The sequence below is a fragment of the Maribacter confluentis genome (assembly GCF_030505015.1).
Taxonomy (GTDB): domain Bacteria; phylum Bacteroidota; class Bacteroidia; order Flavobacteriales; family Flavobacteriaceae; genus Maribacter; species Maribacter sedimenticola.
On sequence record NZ_JAUKUC010000001.1, the window covers coordinates 1508640 to 1532448 of the forward strand.

A 23809-nucleotide genomic window follows, 5' to 3' on the forward strand; every position below is an offset into this window, starting at 1 on the left:
TTTTGTCGATGAAATACACCCTTTTATCTAAAATTTAAATATCACATATGGGATTTTTTGATTTCTTGACCGAGGAAATAGCTATAGATTTAGGTACGGCGAACACCCTTATCATCCATAATGACAAAGTTGTTGTCGATAGCCCATCCATCGTTGCCAGAGATAGAATTAGCGGAAAAATTATTGCAGTTGGTAAGGAAGCCAACATGATGCAAGGAAAAACCCATGAAAACATAAAGACCATTAGACCGTTGAAAGATGGTGTAATTGCAGATTTTGATGCATCTGAAAAGATGTTGATGATGTTCATTAAAAATATTCCGGCATTAAAGAAAAAATGGTTTCCACCTGCATTGCGTTTGGTAATTTGTATTCCTAGTGGTATTACCGAAGTAGAAATGCGTGCGGTAAAAGAATCTGCTGAACGTGTTAACGGTAAAGAGGTATACTTAATTCATGAACCAATGGCTGCCGCAATAGGTATTGGTTTAGATATTATGCAACCAAAAGGTAATATGATTGTAGATATAGGTGGTGGTACTACTGAAATTGCAGTTATAGCTTTAGGAGGTATCGTTTGTGATAAATCGGTTAAAATTGCAGGTGATGTCTTTACCAATGATATCATTTACTACATGCGTACGCAACACAATTTATATGTAGGCGAAAGTACTGCGGAGGCCATTAAGATTGAAATAGGTTCCGCAACGGAAGATTTACAGTCCCCACCAGATGAAAAATCGGTGCAAGGGCGCGATCTGTTGACCGGTAAACCAAAACAAGTTCAGATTTCCTATAGGGAAATTGCAAAGGCCTTGGATAAATCCATCCTACGTGTAGAGGATGCCGTTATGGAAACTTTATCCCAAACTCCGCCAGAACTGGCTGCGGATATCTATAATACTGGCATATATCTTGCCGGTGGTGGTTCCATGCTAAGAGGACTTGATAGAAGGTTATCCCAGAAAACAGATTTACCCGTATATATTGCTGAAGACCCGTTACGTGCCGTTGTACGTGGAACCGGTATTGCATTAAAAAATCTAGAACGTTATAAAAGTATTCTAATCAAGTAATATTTGGTTATTTTTAAAGGGGCAACTGGTGTTTAGGCCAGCAAAGCTTTTAAATTGCCCAAGACCATATCACAATGATTAACGAACGATTTCTAAAATTTCCCTAAAGGGAAATTCTATAATCGAGTAAAAATATAGGGGTGAATGCAGCAGATCATAAATTTTATAATTAGGTATAAAACCTTTTTGCTATACTTTTTCCTGTTAGTGATATCTTTGATCTTTACGTTCCAATCCCATTCATACCATCAATCCAAATTTTTAAATTCATCCAATTACCTTACCGGCAGTATCTATTCCTTCTCGGATAATATCAGCTCCTATTTTGGACTAAGGGAGGAAAATAATAGGTTGGTAGAGGAAAACAGAAGGCTTCGTAACAAACTGTTCAACTCTACACTTTTGACTACTACTTCCTTGGATTCTACGGTCAATGACTATGAAGTAATCAAAGGTAGGGTCATCAATAACAGTTATTCCGATCAGCGCAACTATATCACTATAGATAAAGGCCTTAACGATAGCATTGCACAGGATATGGGCGTCATAACGGATAAAGGTATTTTAGGAATAGTAGAAAACACATCTAATAATTTTGCCACGGTACAGAGTATATTGAGTGAACGATCTACTATCAATGCAAAAATTAAAAACTCCAATCATTTTGGCTCCTTAGTGTGGGAAAACACTCAAGATTACAATGTTGTACAGTTAATAGATATTCCTAGACTTGTTCCCCTTACCATTGGTGATACTATTGTTACAGGGGCAATGAGCAGTATATTTCCAGAGAACATACCTATTGGAACCATAAAGAATTTTGACCTTGATAATTCTAAAAGTTTTTATTTTATTGATGTGGAACTTTTTAATGATATGACCAATATTGGCAATATTTATATCATCAAAAATCTAAACCGCAAAGAAGTATTGGAATTAGAAGCAGAAACACAGGACAATGATCAATAGCAGCTTCTTCCTTAACGTAACTAGATTTGTATTGCTGATACTGGTACAGGTATTAGTATTTAACAACCTCAACTTTTTTGGCTATATTAATCCAGTGATCTATATCCTTTTTCTTTACTGGTACCCTATAAAACAGAACAGGACCACCTTTATTGTCACCTGTTTTATTTTAGGATTATTGGTAGATATTTTTTCTGACACATTGGCCATAAGTGCAGCTGCTACGGTTACCATTGCTTATTTACGCCCCACAATTATGAGATTTGTATTTGGGGTCAATTATGAATTCCAAAGTTTTAAGTTAAACAACAGTACCAAGGCACAACAATTTACGTTTTTAGCGTTATTAACTATAATACATCACTTGGTATACTTCACCTTGGAAATTTTTAGCTTTTCAAATAGCTTATTAATTTTGCAGAAAACCGTTACGGTGGGTATTGCCACATTGATTTTAAGTATTTTGTTCAGCACACTATTTAGCAGTAAAAAAGAATGAGAAAAATTCTTTTATCCTCTTTGATTATCCTTATAGCCATTGCGTTCCTGGGCAGGCTCTCCTATTTGCAAATATTCAGCTTTTCTACCGATCATATGTTGGACGATCCGGCAATCAAGGCCATTTATGATTATCCTGAAAGGGGTTATATCTATGATAGAAACGGAAAACTATTGGTGGGTAATGATCCAGCCTATGATGTAATGGTCATACCAAGGGAGGTAAAACCATTAGACACTTTGGAATTTTGTGGTCTTTTAGGAATTGATAAGGAGAAATTTATTGAAAAATTAAGAAAGGCCAGGGTATACTCTCCAAGGCTGCCTTCTGTTTTGGTGCCACAACTGTCCAAGCAGGATTATGCCAAACTTCAAGAAAAAATGCGTAAATACACCGGATTTTATATCCAAAAGAGGTCTTTGCGTTATTATGATACCCCAAGTGCAGCCAATGTATTGGGATATATCAGTGAAGTAAATGAAGGAGATTTGGCCGTTAATAAATATTATGTTCAAGGTGAACTTAAAGGTCGTACCGGGGTAGAACGTTACTATGAAGATCTATTACGTGGAAGAAAAGGCGTACAATACATTCAAAAAGACCGATTTAATAGGGACATTGGTCCATATAAAAATGGTGCCTTGGACACCCTACCGGAACAAGGTAAACAAATAAGCATAACCATAGATAAGACCTTACAGGAATATGGTGAAACCCTTATGAACGGTAAAAGGGGCGGTATTGTTGCCATTGAACCTGCAACAGGAGAAATCCTTTCCATGATTTCCGGTCCTACATATGACCCTGCTTTATTGGTGGGTAGGGAACGGTCAAAAAATTATACAAAATTATATAATGACACCATTGCGAACCCAACATGGGATCGGTCTATTCATGCACAACAACCCCCGGGATCACCATTTAAAACCTTAAATGCATTGATTGCCTTACAGGAAGGAGTAATTGATGAAAATACCAAGATCCAATGTTATAACGGTTTTTATGTTGGCCGAAAAAAGAAAGGGTGTCATTGTGGTGGAGGACTACGTGATGTACATAGTGGCATTTATGTGTCCTGTAATGCTTATTTTGCGGGCGCATTTAAAAAAATATATGAAAAATTTGATACCACGGACGAAGGTATGGATGTCTGGGAAAAGCACATGCGTAGCTTTGGCTTAGGAGATTATCTTGGGTACGACTTGCCATTTGGACAGAAAGGTAGAATACCGAGTAAGGAATATTATGATAAATGGTATGGAGACAACAGGTGGAGCGCGTCCTATATCATTTCTAACTCTATTGGTCAAGGGGAAATATTGGCAACTCCTGTTCAATTAGCGAATATGACCGCGGCCATAGCAAATAGGGGACATTATTTTACCCCCCATATCTTGAAAAAAATCGAGGGCAAGGAAATTACAGAACCACGGTTTACTGAGGCAAAACACACCACCATTGACCCTAAGTATTTTGAACCTGTCATTGAAGGCATGGCGGATGTGTATAAAAAAGGAACCGCAAGATGGCTTCAAATTCCTGACATAGAGGTAGCGGGTAAGACAGGTACGGCAGAAAACTTTACAAAAATTAACGGTGTTCGCACACAGTTAACGGATCATTCCGTATTTGTTGCTTTTGCTCCAGTGGACGATCCTAAAATTGCCATTGCCGTATATATTGAAAATGGGTATTTTGGTTCCAGGTATGCCGGACACATTGCTTCCCTAATGATCGAGAAATATCTTAAGGGAGAAATTACCAGAACCGATTTGGAAAAACGAATGCTGGAAAAAACGTTGGAAGCAGAATATGCGAAACCCTTCAGCGGGGAAGAGTTTAAAATTAACGAACGTGTCTGGTAGAAGTATCCTAAAACGTATAGACTGGTTAAGCGTATTCATTTATTTAGCGCTCGTTCTCATAGGATGGGTCAACATCTACTCCAGTACTTTTTCCGAAGAGCACACCTCTATATTTGACTTTGGTACACTCTATGGCAAGCAATTTTTTTTTATAGGCGTTAGTATAATAACCATTGTAATCATATTCGCACTAGAGGTCAACTTCTATGAAAGGTTCTCAAGTGTATTGTACCTAATCTCAATGATATCGCTCCTTGGGTTGTTCGTATTCGGTAAAACCATAGCCGGAGCAACATCATGGTATGACCTTGGCTTCTTTAACCTACAACCGTCAGAACTGGCAAAGGTGGCAACTGCTTTGGCTCTTGCCAAATACTTAAGCGATATACAGACCGATATAAAAAGACGCAAGGACCAACTCTATGCGCTGTTGATAATCTTAATACCGGCATTACTCATTATACCCCAGCCAGACCCCGGTAGTGCCCTGGTATTTTTCGCCCTTATCTTCGTCATTTTTAGGGAAGGACTACCGTTGTTCTATTTGGCCATAATCGTTAGTCTAATCCTAATTTTCGTAGTTACCTTAAAATTTGGGACCGTATGGTTGATTATTGGTCTTGCCATTATGATTATCCTACTATTTGGATTTAAAAGAAAAAGTTTTAAAATACCTGTAATACCTTTATCATTGGTGAATATTGCGATAATCGTTTTTTCCTTATCTGTAAATTTTGTGTTCAATAATGTATTTGAACAGCGACATAGAGATCGTTTTAGTTTATGGCTTCGCCTAGAAAAAGATCCTGAAAAACTGGACCAAATACGAAAAACCATAGGGTATAACACGCATCAATCTGAAAAAGCAATAGAATCTGGCGGTTTTTTTGGCAAAGGGTTTTTAGAAGGCACCAGGACAAAAGGAGATTTTGTACCGGAACAACATACCGATTATATTTTCAGTACAGTTGGTGAGGAATGGGGCTTTGTAGGAACCGCTACCGTTATTTTGCTGTTCACTACGCTCTTCCTTAGATTGATTTCCTTGGCGGAAAGGCAAAAAAATGCTTTTGCCAGAATGTATGGCTATGGCGTTATCTCCATATTGTTGATTCATTACTTCATTAATATAGGCATGGTTATTGGAGTATTGCCCACCATTGGCATTCCCTTGCCCTTTTTCAGTTATGGAGGCTCCGGATTACTGTTCTTTACAGTACTATTGTTCATTTTTTTACGATTGGACACCAATAGACTCAAGGAAAGTTTTTAAAACTTCCACCCCACTGTATTTGTAGTTGTCTCAAAGGCCTTTTGTTCATCAGGGGGCAATTCGGCAAAGAAATCTATACCAGTTTCTTCTTCAATATCATCTACAGCCACCACAAAATTTCTTAATGGTAAAAATTGCGGTTTGTTGGGTATTAAAAATGAAATGGTATGTAACTTGTTATTTTTCTTACGAGCCACAATTTTATAAAAAGCGTTTGGTACATCTACGTCCTCTTCCCCTATTTCCTCCAATCCATTCTCCAAAACTCCTCCTGTAAAGATATATAATGAGCCATATTGTTTTGCCCAACGTCTTATCTGCTGTTCCAAATCGTTCCAAATACCGGCATTGAACTCCCTGTCTTGCGGACTTACATTACTGGTATAGAACGTTTCATCATACGCTTGTTTGGAAAATCTACGATCTCCTGCCGGAACTAAATGCCCACGGTCATAACCAGAACCCTTATAATTACGCCAATCGGCAGATTTTGTGGGAACAAATGGATCTTCCAAAAAATAAGGTCGCTTTCTTTCATCATAGGTTAAATGCTCTTTCTCCAATACATAGGCCACCCATTCAGCTTGCTCAAAAGGTTCGTTATATGATAAGGTAAAATAGGAATGGTGTACTATATCCCCAGTAGTAGAACTAGGGAAGAACGCTTTTGGAAAATTATTTTCCAAACCGAAAGTCTCTTTATTGGAATATGGCGCAGGCGTATAGAAATTTTCGAAAAGCCAAAATCCTATTATACAAATCAGTATAAGTACACTATAAATAGTTCTGTTTCCTTTATAATATGCCATAGGCCAAAATTACCGTAATTTTGTAAGAATAGCAGTAAATCATCGACCAATTAAACTAGCTATAAAGACTATCAAGAAAAAGAAAATTATGATGTTAACTTGGAAAGATATTATCCATTTTACCGTAAAAGGTAATCCTGAACCCGACCAAAGGGTAGAAAAATCAGCATCTGAATGGAAAGAACTATTGACCCCCGAACAGTTTAGGATTACAAGAAATAAAGGCACCGAAGCTCCTCATTCCGGCGCATTATGTAGCGTTCATGAGGCAGGGAAATATGAATGTGTTTGCTGTGGTACACCATTGTTCGATTCCACTATAAAGTTTGAATCAGGAACAGGATGGCCAAGTTTTACGCAACCCATTAAGGAAAATGCCATTAAATACCATAAGGACAGTTCATTTGGTATGGTACGCGTAGAAGTATTGTGCAATACTTGCGATGCGCATTTAGGCCATGTATTTCCTGACGGTCCAGAGCCTAGCGGTTTGCGCTATTGTATAAATTCCGAGTCTATGCAGTTACAAAAAGAAAAAGTTAATGAATAACAAATCTATGGAAACCGCAACGGTTGGTGGTGGATGCTTTTGGTGCACAGAAGCCGTTTTTCAAGAAGTAAAAGGAATAAAGGAGGTCATATCAGGATATACGGGAGGTACAGCCCCAGGTAAACCTACCTATAGGGAAATTTGTTCCGGACTTACCGGCCATGCAGAAGTGGTACAGGTAATTTTTGACCCTAGCGTAATTTCATATGATGATATCCTTCTTATTTTTATGACTACGCACGACCCTACAACATTGAACAGGCAAGGTGCCGATGCAGGAACACAATACCGTTCCGTTATCTATTACCATAATGAGGTACAAGAAAAAAAGGCACATGCAATCATAAACGAACTACAAAATGTCTATGACAAACCTATTGTTACGGAAATTAGCCCATTGGGCACTTTTTACGAAGCCGAGGAGTATCACCAAGATTATTACAAGAACAATTCCGAGCAAGGTTATTGTCAAGTTGTAATCAACCCTAAATTGGCCAAATTACGTAAGCTTCACGCCGATAAACTTTTATAATAATATAGCATAGCGTTCGTCTTTTAATAATTTCAACTGGTCTACAGCATTTTTTGATTCGCCTATAAAATCCTCAAAATTTTAAAGGCGAATTATATTTTGGGAGCTATTAACATATAAACCTACTTATTATGAAGACCCAAAAAACCGTTTACCTTGTTGCTTTAAGTCTTTTTTCAATTGCAATTATAGGCGCTATAATTAATTCTATTATCAATTATGATGAGGTAGTCCATATTTTTATAAAACTTGGTTATCCAATTTACCTAATACATCTTTTAGGGGTATTTCAGACCATAGGACTCCTTTTGATCATATTCAATAAAACACATTGGATATTGGAATGGGTCTATGCCGGTTTTTTCATGAACTTGATTCTTGGTGCGGTAGCACATTTGGCCATTAAGGACGGTAATGGGGCATCTGCAGTCATTTGTACCGTTCTACTTTTTATCACCTATATCCTAGGAAAAAGGGTACGTAATGATGAAATGGCTGTTCACAAATCATTTTATACACCCTATTAAGTTAGTCCATAAAAAAAGCCGCTGTATTTGGTACAGCGGCTTCTTTTTTATGATTTATTCTTAATTCTTTACACTGGCAAGTTTACCGTTCTTAATGTTGTTAATTTTTAAATCCTCCAATACATTTACCGCCTCTTCTACATAGACATCCTTGGCCAGGTTTTTATGCCATCTATCTCTCTTTTCACGTAAAACGGAGTCTTTTGTAAACAACTGCTCTTCATAACCCAAAGATTTAAAAGTAAGCTTGGAGTCATAGTCAGTCAATTTCTTGAAATAATCTGACTGCTCCTTATCCTTGATCTTTTCTTCTTTGTACGTATCATAATTCAAGGAAATTTCGGTTTCATCCTGCTCTGCCTTAAGCCATTTTGCATTTTCCTCTATGAGTCTAATTTGCTCACTGGCCTGCATACGTTTTTTACTATCGGCAATGGCCTTATCATAATCAATATAACCATCCCAAACTTTATAATCCGCTGCGGTAATCTTATCCCACCCTAACGGGTTGGACTGATCTCTTTCCCCTAGGTCAATATAGCTATACCTGTCCGGCACAACAATATCACTCTTAACACCTTCCAATTGGGTAGAACCACCGTTTATTCTATAAAACTTCTGGGTCGTAATTTTAATTGCTCCCAAATCGCCATGTTCGTTACTACGCAACATGTTATTTAAAGGAATAACGTTCTGCACGGTACCCTTACCGAACGTTTGTTTGCTTCCAATTACTATGGCACGCTTATAATCCTGCATAGCGGCCGCCAATATTTCCGAAGCGGAAGCGGATAGCTCATTGACCAATATTACCAAAGGACCGTCCCATTGTATTCTTTCATCCTTATCATCATACACATCTTTGCCCTTATCCTTAGAACGTACTTGAACAATTGGTCCGTCCTTAATGAAAAGACCGGCCATTTCAACTACGGTCTTCAAAGAACCGCCCCCATTGTCACGCAAGTCTAGAATTAGACCTTCCATGCCTTCTTCCTTTAACCGTTCCACTTCCTTTGCTACATCAGTTGCAGCATTTCTTTCACTATAATCATTAAAATCCACATAAAATTTAGGAAGATTAATGATTCCAAATTTTTCATCACCCTTAATAATATTAGCAGATTTGGCATAGGATTCTTCCAGCTCTACCACATCCCTTGTTAGAGAAACCACTTCCAAGGAACCGTCTACTTTTCTAACGGTCAAATCAACGACCGTACCTTGGGCACCTTTGATCAATTTAATGGCATCGTCCAATCTCATACCAACAATATCAATAGGTTCTTCTCCATTTTGTCCAACCTTAATAATTTCATCACCCACCTCTAAACGTTGGTCTCGCCATACCGGTCCACCAGAGATAATTTCAACAATTTTAGCGCCTTCAGATTTTTTCTGAAGCCTTGCCCCAATCCCTTCAAACTTACCGGACATACTGGTATCAAATTTTTCCTTTTCCTCTGGAGCAAAATAAAAAGTATGGGGGTCAAACTCATCTACTATGGTATTGATATATTGAACAAACCAATCCTTACGTTCCAGGTCATCAACAAAATCAAAAAATTCGTCTAACGTAGTCTCGGTAGATTTTCTTGCTTCACGTTCCGCTTCCTCTGGAGTATGGGCGCTATGATCGTGATCATCATCCAATTTAACATTACTCAATTCCGTAACTGTTTGGCCATTTTCATGTGTTTTGTTTACGACCACTTCTTTTTCCATATGCGTAATTTTGGAATCATAGGTACCCAAGGTGGCATATTTCAACTGTTTTCTCCAACGTTCCTTTAATTCTTGACGATTTGCAGCAAAAGGCTCGTCCTCATATTTAATACTGATGCTTTCATTTACATCATAATCAAAAGGTTGTTGAAGGACTTCTTTATATATTCCCTTGGCATCGCCCATACGCTCCATCAATCTTTCATAAACAAGATTAAAAAATGTGATGTCCGTATTTTTTATTTCATCATCTATTTGATATTTATACTTTTCAAACTCCTCAATATCAGAAGCAATGAAGTACCGTTTTGTTGGATCGATCACATCAATGAAGTCCTCAAAAACGTTGACCGAAAAATCATCGTTTAAATCTTTTGGCTCATAATGTCCTTTTTCCAGTACATAGGATATCAGATCTAATAATAATTTATCCTTATCATCGTTTTCAAATGTTTTATTCGTAAAACTACATGAGGCTACCGCCACGAGCATCAACAACAGTACGTAAGCTAAATTTCTTTTCATAAAATTATCTTTTACCTTCCTTTTCAATATCTCTTTTTTTAGGTTACTTATGGCACTAATAGCCACTTAAGTCCCTAAGGTAAAGAAAAAACCATGCCAATTAATATACAAGGAATTAATTTTTTGTTAAACGCCACAAGAGGCTTATCCTATAGAAAAACGTATTTTTACTTTAGAAAGTATATACAATGGCAAAACCCTTAATATTAGTTACCAATGATGACGGAATAACAGCGCCTGGTGTTAGAACGTTAATACATATTATGAAGAAAATTGGTGATGTAATCGTGGTGGCACCAGATAGTCCCCAATCTGGAATGGGCCACGCCATTACATTGGACAGTACGCTTTATGCGGAAAAACTAACGATTGATGAAGAAAGTGAAGGAATTGTAGAATATAGTTGCAGCGGTACACCTGCAGATTGTGTAAAATTGGCCCTGCAAGAACTTATGGAACGTAAACCCGATATTTGTGTGAGCGGCATTAACCATGGCTCTAACTCCTCTATTAACGTAATATATTCCGGCACTATGAGTGCCGCTATCGAGGCCGGTATAGAAGGTATCCCTGCCATTGGTTTTTCCTTGTGCGATTATAAATGGGAGGCAGATTTTTCCCAAGCCAAAGAATACGTGCAAACCATAGTGGAACAAGCCTTGCAGCACGGTATACCCAAAGGAACCGTTTTAAACGTCAATATTCCCAAATTAACAAAAGATGAGTTAAAGGGGATTAAAGTATGCCGACAGGCAAGGGCCAATTGGAAAGAAAAATTCGATAAAAGAAAAAATCCTATGGGAAAGGATTATTACTGGCTAACCGGTGAATTTGAGTTATTGGACCAAGGTGAAGATACCGATGAGTGGGCACTGGCCAATGGTTATATCTCTGTTGTTCCTACACAATTTGACCTTACCGCACATCATGCGGTACAAGAATTAAATTCCTGGAACTTTTAACCCGAACTTCCATATTCAAAAGTTGAATGTTTTTTTGTTTTATACATAATCATGAACACTAAAAAAGAAATTCTTATTGGCCTTGTTGTAGGTTTAATTGCCAATACGATCGGCACATTATTGTATATCCTATTATTTTCCAAATTAAGTATTGCTGAAACTTACGCCGCTGCAGTAGCACAGGATCATGTAGGTAGCCTTTTGGCATTAGGTGCTATTTTAAACCTGATCGCTTTTTTTGGATTTTTAAGAATAAAAAGAGATAATAGGGCAAAAGGTGTATTAATGGCCACCCTGTTTACCGCTATTCTTATTCTATATTACAAAGTCTTTTAAAATGAAGTATTATATCATTGCAGGGGAAGCGTCTGGCGATCTTCATGGGTCTAATCTCATTAAGGCCTTAATAGACCAAGATGAAAACGCCCAAATAAGATGTTGGGGAGGTGATTTAATGCAACAGGCTGGCGGCACCCTGGTAAAACATTACAAAGAACTTGCCTTTATGGGTTTTTTGGAGGTGATATTAAACCTTAATGCCATTTTTAAAAATATAAAATTCTGTAAACAGGATATTGCCGATTATCAACCTGACGCACTTATTTTCATTGATTATTCCGGCTTTAACCTTCGTATTGCCAAATGGGCAAAGGCACATGGTTTTTTAACGAATTATTACATTTCACCACAAATATGGGCGTCTAGGGAAGGTAGAATAGCCAAAATAAAGGCGACTGTGGACCATATGTACGTAATTTTACCTTTTGAAAAAGCTTTTTATGAGGGAAAACATCAATACCCGGTTCATTTTGTAGGCCACCCTCTTCTGGATGCTATTGCTAACAGACCAGAAGTTGACCCACGCAGCTTTAGAAACACTTACGGCCTGGACCCCGCCAAACCTATAATTGCCCTTTTACCGGGCAGCCGTATGCAAGAAGTGCAAAAAATGCTGGCACTGATGCTTTCCTTAACAGAAGATTTTTTGGACCATGAATTTGTCATTGCAGGTGCGCCAAGTTTAGATGAGGGCTTTTATGCCCCATTCCTAAACAATGTCAATGTAAAATTTGTACGAAACAAAACCTACGATCTTTTATCCATTTCAACCGCTGCTTTGGTAACAAGTGGCACGGCAACCTTGGAAACCGCACTATTTAAAGTACCACAGGTGGTTTGTTATAAAGCAAATTGGATTTCATATCAAATTGCAAAACGTATCGTAACATTGGACTATATTTCCTTGGTCAATTTGATAATGCAAAAGGAAGTGGTTACCGAATTAATTCAGGATGACTTTACCAAACAACGATTAAAAAAAGAACTTGCAGCCATTTTAAAAGGGAGCACAAGAACCAAACAATTGCAGGAATATGATGAGCTGATTTTAAAATTAGGAGGTGCCGGGGCGAGCGCTAAAGCTGCTGCATTGATTATAGAACATACCAAAAATAATTAGAAGCCCCACCATTTAATAATAATTCTATAATTTTGAAGTTACATCTATTAAAGGGAACTTCTTGTTTGTATGCGTAAATTAACGTGTTTTCTAATTATTTGCCTTGCCGTCAGCTGTGGGGTAAAAAAATCCAGTAGTTCTGACAAAGAGCGCAAAATTTCCGTAGCTGCCGCCCATAATGAAAGAACGGGCAATACTCCAGAAGTTGCAGAAACGAAAGTTAATAACGACAGACCATCTACGACCCATTCCAAGGCGGATAAAATAATCAATACGGCACTTTCATTTTCCGGGGTACGCTATAAATTTGGCGGTACTACCAAAAAAGGAATGGATTGTTCCGGTCTTTTATATGTTTCCTTTGGGGAACATGATGTCCAATTACCCAGGACTTCCTATCATATGGCGGAAGAGGGCCATAGAGTGCCCGTGAAAAATATAGAAAAAGGTGATCTACTGTTTTTTAAGACTACCCGAGGATCTAAACGGATCAACCACGTAGGCATGGTTGTTGGTACCGATAATGATGAAATTACATTTATACACGCCTCTACCTCCAGAGGGGTTACCGTATCATCTCTACGTGACGGTTTTTGGAACCAAGCCTTTGTAAAAGCCACTAGAATCTTATAGGATGAAACTTTTAGCGTTTATTCCCATAAGATTAACGCTACTGCTGATTCTTGGAATTTTAATTGGCTCTGTTCTCCCAGTGGATACATGGTATCTTTTACTATCCACCCTACTATTTTTTCTTTTCCTTACGCTCATCTTTGTTTTTCAAAAACGAAGCCATTCGGTTCTTTTTGGTGTTATTGCTTCCGTAACTGTAATTAACTTGGGAATGTTCTGTTTTTCGGCAGCACAACCAATAAACCATCAAGATCATTATAGCAACATTATAAATGAGGAAAGGGCAATTTGGACCTTAAAGATCAAGGAAACCTTAAAATCCAACCTGTATTCTACACGCTATTTTGCCCTGGTAACAATGATTGACCAACAACCGGCCAGTGGTACTATTTTATTAACCTTACCACAAGATTCCTCAGCCCTGAATGTAGACGACGAAATCCAAGTATTTTCAAAACCAAACCCAATCTCCCCGTCTTTGAACCCACATCAATTTGACTATAAGAACTATTTAAAAACTCTGGGCGTATATGATCAATTGAGTATTAAGGATAATCAGTTTATACGTATAACGAATCCTAAAAAAACCCTAACCGGTTTTGCCTCAGGAATACGAAGCCATATAATTTCGCAACTACAGAAAGAACATTTTGGCACGGATGAACTTGGGGTAATTCAAGCCTTACTACTAGGACAGCGTGATAATATATCCGAAGAAACATATAGCAATTACCAAAAAGCAGGTGCGGTTCACATTTTAGCGGTATCTGGCCTGCATATTGGCATTTTATTGCTTCTGATACAATTTATATTACGGCCGTTACGCAATTTACCGCACGGCAGAACCGTAATTTTAATATCATCGGTTATTTTCCTTTGGATATTTGCCTTAGTAGCGGGTTTATCGGCCAGTATTGTCCGCGCCACAACAATGTTCAGCTTTGTTGCCTATGCCCTCTTCCTAAATAGACCTAGCAATACCTTTAATATTCTTGCACTTTCCATATTGTTCATTCTTCTGTTCATTGATCCTAACCTTATATTTCAAGTAGGTTTTCAAATGAGCTATGCCGCCGTATTTTCAATTTTGTGGATTTTTCCAATGCTAAGGGACGTATGGTTTCCAAAGAACAGGGCAATAAGGTATTTTTGGCAATTGCTATGCGTAAGTATTGCCGCCCAATTGGGCGTACTTCCCATAAGTTTATTTTACTTCCATCAATTTCCCGGGCTATTTTTTATATCAAATTTAATTATTGTTCCTGCTTTGGGCCTTATATTGGGAACTGGAATCATTGTAATTTTCCTATCCCTTTTGAACGCATTACCATTACAACTTGCATGGTTTTATAACACGGTAATTGCGCAAATGAATGGTTTAATTGGCTGGATCGCCCAACAAGAACAATTTATTTTTAGCGCTATTCCTTTTGACAGTATACAGCTTATCCTATCCTTTTTAATTTTGATTTTAGGGATTGAACTTTATCAAAGTACCAACTTTAAACGAACGGTATTCTTTCTGATTAGTATCATCAGTTTTCAAGGGTACACCTTATATGAAACCAATCTTGCCCACAATAAAAATGAGGTATTGGTATTACACCAAACTAAGAATAGTATTATTTTTAATAGAAACGGTCAACGATTATCCGTTCTCAGCAACCAAACGAACAACCTAAATTATCTTCTATCCAATTATACTACTGCAGAACGTATTAAAACAATCAATAAAGATTCGCTAAAAAATAGTTACTCCATAAATGACACAGCGGTAGTGGTCATTGACAGCTCAGGAGTTTACCAAAAGACCCCATCACCCATAATTTTATTGACCAATTCCCCAAAAATAAATATAGAGCGATTGGCGCTTACCCTACAACCGATAGAAATAATTGCGGATGGCAGCAATTACAAGAGTTATGTTGACCGCTGGAAAACGACCTGCATACAATATAAAATCCCTTTTCACTATACTGGTGAAAAGGGAGCTTATTATTTAAAGTAAGTATCTACTAGTGTACCTTACCCATTAATCGTTTAATTATAGGCGATGCCAATAGTACCAATATACCGGCACCCAACGCATATTTGGCAATCAACATGAAGCCATCCGTATAGACCGATAACGTTTCAAAACCGCCCACATTTTTATCGGTACTTTCTATTGCCAATTGCTTACCGATAAAGCCTACTATTTGAAATGCAAATGCAGACGACAGGAACCACACCCCCATAATAAAAGCAATAAGCCGCAATGGTGCCAAATCTGTCATTTTAGACAGTCCAACAGGTGACATGAACAACTCCCCTACGGACAACAAAAAATACATTAACAATAAATAGGCAAATGGTACCAAACCGTTTTCATTTGCACTACCCCCACTAATGGCCAGCACGTAAAAACTTATACCTGCAAATAGTAGACCCAATCCAAATTTATACGGTGTTCTGGGATTCCAGTTCTTCTTGCTTAGCCAAGTCCACATCAACGAAATGGGAATGGCCAAAATAATAATGAACATTGAATTCAAGGAATTGGTCTGTGCAGCGGACATAATACCTTCCAAATCTATGTTTCTTGCGGCGAAAAGTGTAATTACACTACCTGAGAGTTCGTGAAAACCCCAAAATATAGTCATAAAGAATGTTAGCAATACTGCAACGAACAGTTCCTTTCTTTCCTTTACATTTGCCTTGAACATTTCATAAGCCAAATAAGCCAATACGGCAATACCTATTCCTGTAAAAATAACGTTCACAATATTCTGATCGGCAAACATACCTTCCGTAGCAATGGCTTGATATGATGAAAGCAACAACGCAATTAAAGGTGCTGCAAGTACGGCAAGTATGGGCACCAATACCCCTTGTTTAATTCCTAGTACCTTTTTATCCAACACTTCTTCCGTTGGGGGCAGACCCCTATCGCCAAACACATTTTTCCTGATACCGCTCCAAAAAACAATCAATCCTGTAAGCATACCTATCCCTGCCAGACCAAAACCGTAATGCCATCCATAGGTTGCAGCCAGCCAGCCACATAGTAAGGGAGCTACCCACCCACCAATATTTATACCCATGTAAAAAATGGTGAATCCGGAATCTTTTTTAGGGTCTCCTTTTTCATATAAGGTACCTACGAAGGTGGAAATATTAGGTTTAAAAAAACCGTTACCCACTATAATGAGGGAAAGGGCCAGAAAAAAGGCAATATTATCTTCTATTGCCAAAACAAAATGACCTATGGACATAAGTATACCCCCTAGAAAAATTGAATTTCGCATTCCCAATATCTTATCGGAAACCTTGCCTCCGATTACCGTTGAAGCATATACCAAAGATCCGTATGATGAGTAAACCGCTGCAGTTGCATAATCTCTTTCTGCTAAAGCTTGAAAAATTACATCGATCATGTAAAGCGTGAGCAGGGCACGCATACCATAGAAGCTAAATCGCTCCCATAATTCCGCAAAAAATAGATAAAACAACCCTTGAGGGTGTCCAAAAATCTGCTTTTGCTCTGAAATTTCAGTACTTTCAGTCATAGTTCAATTGGTTTGATTATAAGTTTTCCTTTAAAAAATTAGTCATTTTATTAAACAAATGAATTCTTGTATTACCTCCATATATTCCATGGTTCTTATCCGGATAGATACCCCAATCAAATTGCTTGTTCGCTTGGATCAGTGCCTCTATCATACGCATGGAATTTTGCACATGGACATTATCATCTCCTGATCCGTGTATCAGCAAATAATTCCCTTCCAATAATTCTGGATAATTAAACGGCGAGTTATCATCGTAACCACTAGGATTCTCTGCAGGCGTACGCATAAAACGTTCCGTATATATTGTATCGTAAAAACGCCATGAAGTTACCGGTGCCACCGCTATGGCGGTTTCGAAAACATCATTACCGCGTAACAGACAATTGGTAGACATATGACCTCCAAAACTCCACCCCCAAATACCTGTCCTCTCTTCATCGATATAGGTCAGCTCACTTAATTTCCTTGCCGCCGCAATCTGATCTTCAGTTTCATATTTAACCAAATTCATATAAGTGACCTTTTTAAAGTCCCGTCCCTTAAAACCAGTACCACGACCATCTACGCAAGCCACAATATACCCTTCTGATACGAGCATTTGGTGCCAATAATCATTTGCCCCCATCCAGCTATTGGAAACATTCTGAGATCCGGGACCACTATACTGGTACATTAACAACGGATACTTCTTTGTAGCATCAAAATCCTTTGGCTTGATCATGTACATATTAAGTTCATTACCATTAATTGAAATCGTGGAAAATTCCTTTGGACTTACCGCATAGGCCTCCAATTTTTGTAACAACTTATCATTATCCTTGATATCCTTTATCTTCTTACCGTTTATGGCCTTATGCAAGGTATAAACCGGTGGAGTTTGCGCACTGGAGAACGTATTGATAAAATAGGTGAAATCTGCACTGAAGGAAGCCTTATTGGTCCCAGGGGTCACCGCTAGTTCTGTCTTATCGTCCCCACCACTACCTATATTGTACACTCCCCTATTTATGGAACCGTTTTCAGTAGATTGATAATAAATTTTATCCTCGTTCTGGTCATACCCATAATAATTGGTTACCTCCCATTGGCCTTTGGTAATTTGGTTCATCAACGAGCCGTCTTCCCCATAGAGGTAAATATGGTTCCATCCATCCTTTTCACTAGACCAAATAAAACTATCGTCCTCCAAAAATGTTAGATTATCCGTAATATCCACATAGGCATCATCTTTTTCCTCCAACAATACGGAAACCTTTCCACTTTGGGCATCAACAGTATACATTGTCAAATGATTCTGATGCCTATTCAAAGTTTGTACACTCAACATATCTTTATGGTTTTTCCATTTGATCCGCGGAATATAATAGGCATTATCTAGATTAATCTGGGAAGATTTGCCACTGGCCACATCCAAAATATGTAATGTTACCACAGAATTGTTCTCCCCAGCCTTAGGATATTTAAATACGTAAGGTTGTTGGTATAGACCGGTACCATAAACATCCATCGAAAATTCCGGAACATTCGTTTCATCAAAACGAAGGAAGGCTATCTTACTTCCATCGGCGTTCCATTCAAATGCACGAACAAAGGCAAATTCCTCTTCATACACCCAATCCGTTACCCCATTAATGATTTTATTTTTTACACCATCCGTGGTTACTTGGGTGGTTTTACCACTGGCAAGGTTAAAAATATACAGGTTATTGTCTTTTACATACGCTACCTGATTACCTTTTGGGGACAATAAAGGTTCTTGAATCTTATCTTCACTTACCTGAACCAAATTCTTGGACTTAATATCATACACATAATAAATGCCTAACGTAGACCGTCTAAAAATGGCTTCTACCTGAGTGGAAAGCAATATTCTATTTTCATCATCACTGAAAGCATAGGAAGAAAACGAGGAAACCCCAGGCAATTCTGCCGATGAGACCAAAGTGGCCACCTTTTGCAATGTTTTATAATCATATTTATCTACCGTTACCTTCTGGTTTGACCGATCCACATTCAGCACCGTATATTGTGTACCATTTTTCATTGACCTTAAAGCATCCAAACCTTCTGTCCTAAATGCACCTTGATAAATTTCGGAAACTTGAATTTGGCTTTCTTGAGCCCCCAAAATGACACAGAAAGACATTAAAATCAATGTAAGTAAGTGTGTTTTTCGCATAAATTTTTAAATTTTGTTAAATCTCTCAAGTTTACCACTATTTCCTCAAAAAAACACGCTTTAACCTGAAAAAGACATCGGTTTTAACGCTTTGTTCACCTAAATGAGATTCTTTACAATATCCTTATCTTTACTGTTGTAATTTTGTGTTCAATTTAGCTTAATACGCACCATTACCTAACATCAATATACAGAAGAAAGTTATACCTAAATGACCAAGCCAATAAGTGGTTTTTCCAAGCTTACAAAAGAAGAAAAGATAGATTGGATCACTACCAACTACACCCATAATAAAGAGCAATCCAAGAAAATTTTACAAACGTATTGGAACCAAAACGGCCGTATACAGCAGTTGCATGACGAGTTTATAGAGAATACCATAACCAACTTGTATGTTCCTCAAGGTATTGCCCCTAATTTTTTGATAAATGATAGGTTATATGCCATACCTATGGCCATTGAAGAAAGTTCCGTAATAGCCGCAGCGAGCAAAGCGGCTAAATTTTGGTTAAAAAGGGGCGGATTCAAAACAGAGATTTTGGGCACGGAAAAAGTGGGGCAGGTACATTTTTTATTTAAGGGCGATTCCGCAAAACTCAACTCCTTCTTTACCTATCTTAAACCCATATTACTTGCGGAAAGCGCTTCATTGACCACCAGTATGCAAAAAAGGGGCGGTGGTATTACCGATATCGTCCTAAGGGACAAAACCCATGATATTGCACATTACTATCAACTACATGCCACCTTCCAAACCAAGGATGCCATGGGTGCCAATTTCATTAATAGCTGTCTTGAGCAGTTTGCGGCCACATTGAAAAAAGAAGCAGCCAATTATACGGCCTTTTCCGCACAAGGGAAAAATGTGGAAATAGTGATGAGCATCTTATCCAATTATGTGCCAAATTGTACGGTACGTGCCATGGTAAGCTGCCCTGTGGAACAGATACAACTTACCGATCAATTAACACCACAGCAAACGGCAGAAAAAATTATTCAGGCCATAGAAATTGCAAGAGTGGAACCCTACCGTGCCGTAACGCACAACAAGGGCATTATGAACGGTATTGATGCCGTGGTATTGGCCACAGGAAATGACTTTAGGGCCGTTGAAGCGGGCGTACATGCGTATGCATGTAAAGATGGGCAATACCGCAGCCTAACTCACGCGACTATTGATGATGGTATTTTTAAATTCTGGATAGAGGTGCCTTTGGCACTAGGTACCGTAGGCGGACTAACCAACTTGCACCCGCTCGTAAAATTGAACCTTGAAATACTTCAACACCCATCTTCAGAAGAATTAATGCAGATAATTGCGGTTGCCGGCCTTGCTCAAAATTTTGCGGCAGTTAGTTCCTTGGTTACTACAGGAATTCAAAAAGGACATATGAAAATGCACCTATTGAACATTCTGAACCAATTAGGGGCGGACGAGAACGAAAAAACTATTTTGGTCCAGTATTTTAAAACCAACCCGGTTACGCACCATGGTGTTGAGCTTCAATTAAAGGAGATCAGAAAATAAACGACCCTATGTCCAAAGAATTTTACGGAAACGGCAAATTACTGCTAACGGGAGAATATGCAATTCTTGACGGAGCAAAAGGACTGGCATTACCAACCTCATTTGGGCAATATTTGAAAGTGCGGCAGGGAACCCAAAACCATATGTGTTGGAAAAGTATAGATGAACATGGAAAGGTTTGGTTTGATGCTGAAATTGACAGTACAAACCTACAATTGATCAGTACCTCTGATACTGAAATAGCGGAACCATTGTTGAACATCCTGAAAGAGGCTCAAAAATTGAATTCTGGTTTTCTCGCCCAAAATGAACGGAATCTTAATATAGAAGCGAGAATAACATTCCCAAGAGATTGGGGATTGGGCACCTCTTCTACCTTAATCGCAAATATTGCAGCTTGGGCCAATATTAACCCCTACAGATTACTTGAAGCTAGTTTTGGAGGCAGTGGCTACGATATTGCCTGTGCCACTCATAATACGGCCATCACCTATATTAGAAATGGGCATAAGCCCTATATAAAGGAAGTAGATTTTAATCCTGATTTTGCCGACCAACTTTTTTTTGTGTATTTGAACCAAAAGCAAAATAGTAGAGATGCCATTAAGCGATACCGAACGCTAACTATAGACAAAGAGCAATTAATTATTAAAATCAATGCCCTTACGGATGCAATTTTAAATTGTGAAAATTTAGGAGAGTTTGAAATGCTCTTAAATAAACACGAAGCCTTATTGGCAGATACATTGGGCCTGCCTACCATTAAAAGTTCACTATTTCCCGATTATACAAATACCATTAAAAGCCTTGGGGCTTGGGGCGGGGATTTTATTCTAGCAACTGGTAAAAAGACAGCTATGGACTACTTTAGAAACAAAGGCTACTACACCATTCTACCCTACACCAAAATGATTTTATAAAAAAAGGGCATCCTATTGTAATAGGACACCCTTATAAATTCTATACCAATCTACGATTAGTAGAACGTTGCTCTCTTATCCTCAACATTGGCCGCTTCTCTCAACGCATTATATACCGCAGTATTCACACGACCCGTAGCACCAGTTTTTAAGGAATTGGCATAAACACTGTAATTATCCAATTTTGGAGCGTCGGTTTTCTTTACAATTTCAATTTTAAAGACACCTGTATTACCTTGTATCAAACCAGAAACAGCACCTTCTTCCATACCATATGCCGTACCTACAACTACAGGCTCACTACCGGCACCCGGAATTGTTGGGGATTTAACGGTCAAAGCAGAAGCATTGGAAATAGCAGTACCGTTATCCGAAGCTATGGTAGCCATATCCTTGCCCTTATTGGCAGCAATGATTTGGGCCGCCTTACGTTCTTTTCTAATTATTGGTAAAACAAGGACAGATGCATCTTCCGTACTCATAACCCCTTCTTCATACGTACCTGTCAATTGAACCACTGCATAACCATTATTGATACTGAACCTCTTGACATCACCTACTTTGGTGTCATCGCTAAAAGCCCATTGAACAATATTTCTTTGATTTGACAAGCCCGGTAAATTTTCATCCAAAGCCTTGATCTTGTTTACAGGACGTACAACATATTCATTTTTATTGGCAACCTCAGAAAAGGCACTTTCATCTTCCACTGTTTCCATTTCAAAAGTCGTAGCGTTAGTAAACAATGTGTTGATCGTTTCCTCAGAAGCTTCAATTTCCCTAGATGCCGTAGCTATCTGTACAATATCTTGCTTATCGTCTATTTTGATAACGTGAAACCCAAAGTCCGTTTCTACCAAACCAATAGCTCCAACTTTATTGCTAAAGGCAAAATCATTAAACTTTGGTACCATAACGCCTTCTTGGAAATAACCCAAATCTCCACCATTTGGTGCAGAAGGTCCATCAGAATTATCTCTTGCCAGTTCAGAAAAAACAACTCCAGATTTTTTAGCCTCACGCAATAATTCCTTTGCCTTTTCCTCTGCCTCTTCTTTTGTTCTGGTTACATCCGGATTTGCCCTTGTAGCCCCGGTATAAGCTAATAAGATATGGCTTGCCTTTACGGAACCATTTGGCTTTCTGGCCATCATCTTGGAAATCTTGTAAGAACCCCCATCTTTATATGGACCATAAATTTCCCCTACGCCAAGACTGAACAACGTATCTGCAACCGTAGAAGGTAAATCTTTCTTAGCCTTAAAAATCGTATCGAATTTAGTGTCTGAATTCCTATCCAGGAACGCAACCATATCCTTAGTATTTCTAAAGCCCAATATGGTGTCATTACGATCGGTCTGTGAATTATATTCAACGGTATCGTCAAGAAGTTTGGTTATGGCCTCCTTTACGGCAAGATCATCTGCCTCAGAAGGTTTTTCACTAAAAAATACATATTGAAGATCTCTTGCAGGCTCTTGCTTGTATTCTTCTTTATGATCGTTTACATAATCCGCTATTTCACTTTTGGTTACCGTAATAGTGCTATCTGGAATTGAAGAATAAGGAACCCTTACATACTTAATGTCCATTTTATCATTGGCCAGCCTATAATCCAGCTCACCTTCCTTTAATGTAGCACCAACACCTGCTTTTACCAAATTAAAATAGGTCTGTTCCTTGGCCAGTTGCACAATTTCATTTTCGGTTTGCAACCAGGCCTCATATTGTGCCGGACTATTAACTTTCCAATCCGCTACAGTCTGCCTAAAAATGTTGGGATCAAACTGACCGTTCTCATTTTGGAACTCCGGATTTTGGGCATACCCAGTAGTACGAAGGAAATCAACAATTTGATCTTGCTCAATACCTATTCCCAAATCCTCGAACTGCTCCCCTAAAATGGCCTTTCTAATCTTGCTTTCCCAAACTTGGTTTACTACCTGCATTGAAGATGCATTAGGACCTACTCTTCTTGCTGCGGTTTCGACCTCTTGTCTAAACTCATCTATTGAAATTTCCTCCCCATTAATCTCGGCCACTGACGAACCTACTTTTTCACCTCCAAAATTGCTACTGGTAAACACACCAGAAATCACAAATGCAAACAATGCCAAACCTATGATCAAGATCAACACCGTGGTCCGTTTTCTAATATTCTCTAATACTGCCATTCTAATTAATGTTTAAAATAATCCTTTGTGGTTATCGGGAGGCAAAACTACCA

General features: G+C 38.4%; 20 protein-coding genes. 15 read left to right on the forward strand and 5 right to left on the reverse strand.

Going from position 1 to position 23809, the window contains the following annotated elements:
* Window positions 1-47: 47 nt before the first annotated feature.
* From Q2T41_RS06585 to rodA, 5 genes are all read left to right on the forward strand, one after another.
* Window positions 48-1076 (forward strand): rod shape-determining protein, encoded by a 1029-nt coding sequence (locus tag Q2T41_RS06585; RefSeq protein ID WP_027066022.1) that lies wholly within the window; start codon window positions 48-50, stop codon window positions 1074-1076.
* 144 nt (window positions 1077-1220) lie between these two features.
* Window positions 1221-2045 (forward strand): rod shape-determining protein MreC, encoded by an 825-nt coding sequence (gene mreC, locus Q2T41_RS06590; RefSeq protein ID WP_304435423.1) that lies wholly within the window; start codon window positions 1221-1223, stop codon window positions 2043-2045.
* Entirely contained in the window at window positions 2035-2544 is a 510-nt protein-coding gene (mreD, locus tag Q2T41_RS06595; protein ID WP_304435424.1) for a rod shape-determining protein MreD, read from the forward strand. The genes mreC and mreD overlap by 11 nt, the downstream gene beginning before the upstream one ends.
* Window positions 2541-4409, forward strand: a complete 1869-nt coding sequence (gene mrdA / locus Q2T41_RS06600; RefSeq protein WP_304435425.1) for a penicillin-binding protein 2 — start codon at window positions 2541-2543, stop codon at window positions 4407-4409. The genes mreD and mrdA overlap by 4 nt, the downstream gene beginning before the upstream one ends.
* Window positions 4357-5682: a rod shape-determining protein RodA gene (rodA, locus tag Q2T41_RS06605; protein ID WP_379921135.1), complete on the forward strand. Its 1326-nt coding sequence runs from the start codon at window positions 4357-4359 to the stop codon at window positions 5680-5682. Before mrdA ends, rodA begins: the two co-directional genes overlap by 53 nt.
* Here the strand turns inward: rodA and Q2T41_RS06610 are convergent.
* On the reverse strand, window positions 5679-6491 hold the full coding sequence (locus tag Q2T41_RS06610) for a DNA/RNA non-specific endonuclease (RefSeq protein ID WP_304435426.1): 813 nt from the start codon (window positions 6489-6491) through the stop codon (window positions 5679-5681). The two genes, rodA and Q2T41_RS06610, sit on opposite strands and share 4 nt — an antisense overlap.
* A gap of 91 nt (window positions 6492-6582) precedes the next feature.
* Between Q2T41_RS06610 and msrB the strand changes: the two genes are divergently transcribed.
* The 3 genes from msrB (at window position 6583) to Q2T41_RS06625 (ending at window position 8100) form a co-directional block, all read left to right on the forward strand.
* Window positions 6583-7041: a peptide-methionine (R)-S-oxide reductase MsrB gene (gene msrB / locus Q2T41_RS06615; RefSeq protein WP_304437413.1), complete on the forward strand. Its 459-nt coding sequence runs from the start codon at window positions 6583-6585 to the stop codon at window positions 7039-7041.
* Window positions 7034-7573, forward strand: a complete 540-nt coding sequence (gene msrA / locus Q2T41_RS06620) for a peptide-methionine (S)-S-oxide reductase MsrA (protein WP_304435427.1) — start codon at window positions 7034-7036, stop codon at window positions 7571-7573. The genes msrB and msrA overlap by 8 nt, the downstream gene beginning before the upstream one ends.
* 131 nt (window positions 7574-7704) lie before the next feature.
* The gene (locus Q2T41_RS06625; RefSeq protein WP_304435428.1) at window positions 7705-8100 is read left to right on the forward strand and encodes a DoxX family protein; all 396 of its coding nucleotides are present in this window, start codon (window positions 7705-7707) and stop codon (window positions 8098-8100) included.
* A gap of 60 nt (window positions 8101-8160) precedes the next feature.
* Here the strand turns inward: Q2T41_RS06625 and Q2T41_RS06630 are convergent, their stop codons facing one another.
* Entirely contained in the window at window positions 8161-10350 is a 2190-nt protein-coding gene (locus Q2T41_RS06630; protein WP_304435429.1) for a carboxy terminal-processing peptidase, read from the reverse strand.
* A 188-nt stretch (window positions 10351-10538) separates the two neighbouring features.
* Between Q2T41_RS06630 and surE the strand changes: the two genes are divergently transcribed.
* The 5 genes from surE to Q2T41_RS06655 all read left to right on the forward strand — a co-directional run bounded on the left by surE (window position 10539) and on the right by Q2T41_RS06655 (window position 15412).
* Complete coding sequence (gene surE, locus Q2T41_RS06635; protein ID WP_304435430.1) at window positions 10539-11312, forward strand: 5'/3'-nucleotidase SurE; 774 nt, start codon at window positions 10539-10541, stop codon at window positions 11310-11312.
* Window positions 11313-11363: 51 nt separating this feature from the next.
* Window positions 11364-11648: a hypothetical protein gene (locus Q2T41_RS06640; protein ID WP_089260683.1), complete on the forward strand. Its 285-nt coding sequence runs from the start codon at window positions 11364-11366 to the stop codon at window positions 11646-11648.
* 1 nt (window position 11649) lies between these two features.
* A complete protein-coding gene (lpxB, locus tag Q2T41_RS06645) occupies window positions 11650-12771 on the forward strand; it encodes a lipid-A-disaccharide synthase (protein ID WP_304435431.1) in 1122 nt (373 codons plus the stop codon).
* Window positions 12772-12840: 69 nt separating this feature from the next.
* A complete protein-coding gene (locus Q2T41_RS06650; RefSeq protein WP_304435432.1) occupies window positions 12841-13404 on the forward strand; it encodes a C40 family peptidase in 564 nt (187 codons plus the stop codon).
* Window position 13405: 1 nt separating this feature from the next.
* Entirely contained in the window at window positions 13406-15412 is a 2007-nt protein-coding gene (locus tag Q2T41_RS06655) for a ComEC/Rec2 family competence protein (protein WP_304435433.1), read from the forward strand.
* A 7-nt stretch (window positions 15413-15419) separates the two neighbouring features.
* On the opposite strand, the gene Q2T41_RS06660 is transcribed toward Q2T41_RS06655, so the two are convergent.
* Window positions 15420-16952 carry a peptide MFS transporter gene (locus Q2T41_RS06660; RefSeq protein WP_304435434.1) on the reverse strand — a complete coding sequence of 511 codons (1533 nt, stop codon included), beginning with the start codon at window positions 16950-16952 and terminating at the stop codon, window positions 15420-15422.
* A gap of 16 nt (window positions 16953-16968) precedes the next feature.
* Window positions 16969-19134: a S9 family peptidase gene (locus tag Q2T41_RS06665; RefSeq protein ID WP_304435435.1), complete on the reverse strand. Its 2166-nt coding sequence runs from the start codon at window positions 19132-19134 to the stop codon at window positions 16969-16971.
* Window positions 19135-19345: 211 nt separating this feature from the next.
* On the opposite strand from Q2T41_RS06665, the gene Q2T41_RS06670 reads away from it, so the two are divergent.
* Window positions 19346-20662 (forward strand): hydroxymethylglutaryl-CoA reductase, degradative, encoded by a 1317-nt coding sequence (locus tag Q2T41_RS06670; RefSeq protein WP_304435436.1) that lies wholly within the window; start codon window positions 19346-19348, stop codon window positions 20660-20662.
* Between the two features lie 8 nt (window positions 20663-20670).
* On the forward strand, window positions 20671-21582 hold the full coding sequence (locus Q2T41_RS06675) for a GYDIA family GHMP kinase (protein ID WP_304435437.1): 912 nt from the start codon (window positions 20671-20673) through the stop codon (window positions 21580-21582).
* A 56-nt stretch (window positions 21583-21638) separates the two neighbouring features.
* On the opposite strand, the gene Q2T41_RS06680 is transcribed toward Q2T41_RS06675, so the two are convergent.
* Window positions 21639-23756: a peptidylprolyl isomerase gene (locus Q2T41_RS06680; RefSeq protein ID WP_304435438.1), complete on the reverse strand. Its 2118-nt coding sequence runs from the start codon at window positions 23754-23756 to the stop codon at window positions 21639-21641.
* Between the last annotated feature and the right edge of the window lie 53 nt (window positions 23757-23809).

Excerpts from the sequence above, each read along its gene's own strand:
- rodA (WP_379921135.1), top strand. The coding sequence starts at position 4,357 with ATGCGAAACCCTTCAGCGGGGAAGAGTTTAAAATTAACGAACGTGTCT.
- mrdA (WP_304435425.1), top strand. The coding sequence starts at position 2,541 with ATGAGAAAAATTCTTTTATCCTCTTTGATTATCCTTATAGCCATTGCG.
- lpxB (WP_304435431.1), top strand. The coding sequence starts at position 11,650 with ATGAAGTATTATATCATTGCAGGGGAAGCGTCTGGCGATCTTCATGGG.
- Q2T41_RS06650 (WP_304435432.1), top strand. The coding sequence starts at position 12,841 with ATGCGTAAATTAACGTGTTTTCTAATTATTTGCCTTGCCGTCAGCTGT.
- surE (WP_304435430.1), top strand. The coding sequence starts at position 10,539 with ATGGCAAAACCCTTAATATTAGTTACCAATGATGACGGAATAACAGCG.
- Q2T41_RS06630 (WP_304435429.1), bottom strand. The coding sequence starts at position 10,350 with ATGAAAAGAAATTTAGCTTACGTACTGTTGTTGATGCTCGTGGCGGTA.
- mreD (WP_304435424.1), top strand. The coding sequence starts at position 2,035 with ATGATCAATAGCAGCTTCTTCCTTAACGTAACTAGATTTGTATTGCTG.
- msrA (WP_304435427.1), top strand. The coding sequence starts at position 7,034 with ATGAATAACAAATCTATGGAAACCGCAACGGTTGGTGGTGGATGCTTT.
- Q2T41_RS06610 (WP_304435426.1), bottom strand. The coding sequence starts at position 6,491 with ATGGCATATTATAAAGGAAACAGAACTATTTATAGTGTACTTATACTG.
- Q2T41_RS06655 (WP_304435433.1), top strand. The coding sequence starts at position 13,406 with ATGAAACTTTTAGCGTTTATTCCCATAAGATTAACGCTACTGCTGATT.
- Q2T41_RS06625 (WP_304435428.1), top strand. The coding sequence starts at position 7,705 with ATGAAGACCCAAAAAACCGTTTACCTTGTTGCTTTAAGTCTTTTTTCA.
- Q2T41_RS06585 (WP_027066022.1), top strand. The coding sequence starts at position 48 with ATGGGATTTTTTGATTTCTTGACCGAGGAAATAGCTATAGATTTAGGT.
- Q2T41_RS06680 (WP_304435438.1), bottom strand. The coding sequence starts at position 23,756 with ATGGCAGTATTAGAGAATATTAGAAAACGGACCACGGTGTTGATCTTG.
- Q2T41_RS06675 (WP_304435437.1), top strand. The coding sequence starts at position 20,671 with ATGTCCAAAGAATTTTACGGAAACGGCAAATTACTGCTAACGGGAGAA.
- mreC (WP_304435423.1), top strand. The coding sequence starts at position 1,221 with ATGCAGCAGATCATAAATTTTATAATTAGGTATAAAACCTTTTTGCTA.
- Q2T41_RS06640 (WP_089260683.1), top strand. The coding sequence starts at position 11,364 with ATGAACACTAAAAAAGAAATTCTTATTGGCCTTGTTGTAGGTTTAATT.
- Q2T41_RS06665 (WP_304435435.1), bottom strand. The coding sequence starts at position 19,134 with ATGCGAAAAACACACTTACTTACATTGATTTTAATGTCTTTCTGTGTC.
- Q2T41_RS06670 (WP_304435436.1), top strand. The coding sequence starts at position 19,346 with ATGACCAAGCCAATAAGTGGTTTTTCCAAGCTTACAAAAGAAGAAAAG.
- msrB (WP_304437413.1), top strand. The coding sequence starts at position 6,583 with ATGTTAACTTGGAAAGATATTATCCATTTTACCGTAAAAGGTAATCCT.
- Q2T41_RS06660 (WP_304435434.1), bottom strand. The coding sequence starts at position 16,952 with ATGACTGAAAGTACTGAAATTTCAGAGCAAAAGCAGATTTTTGGACAC.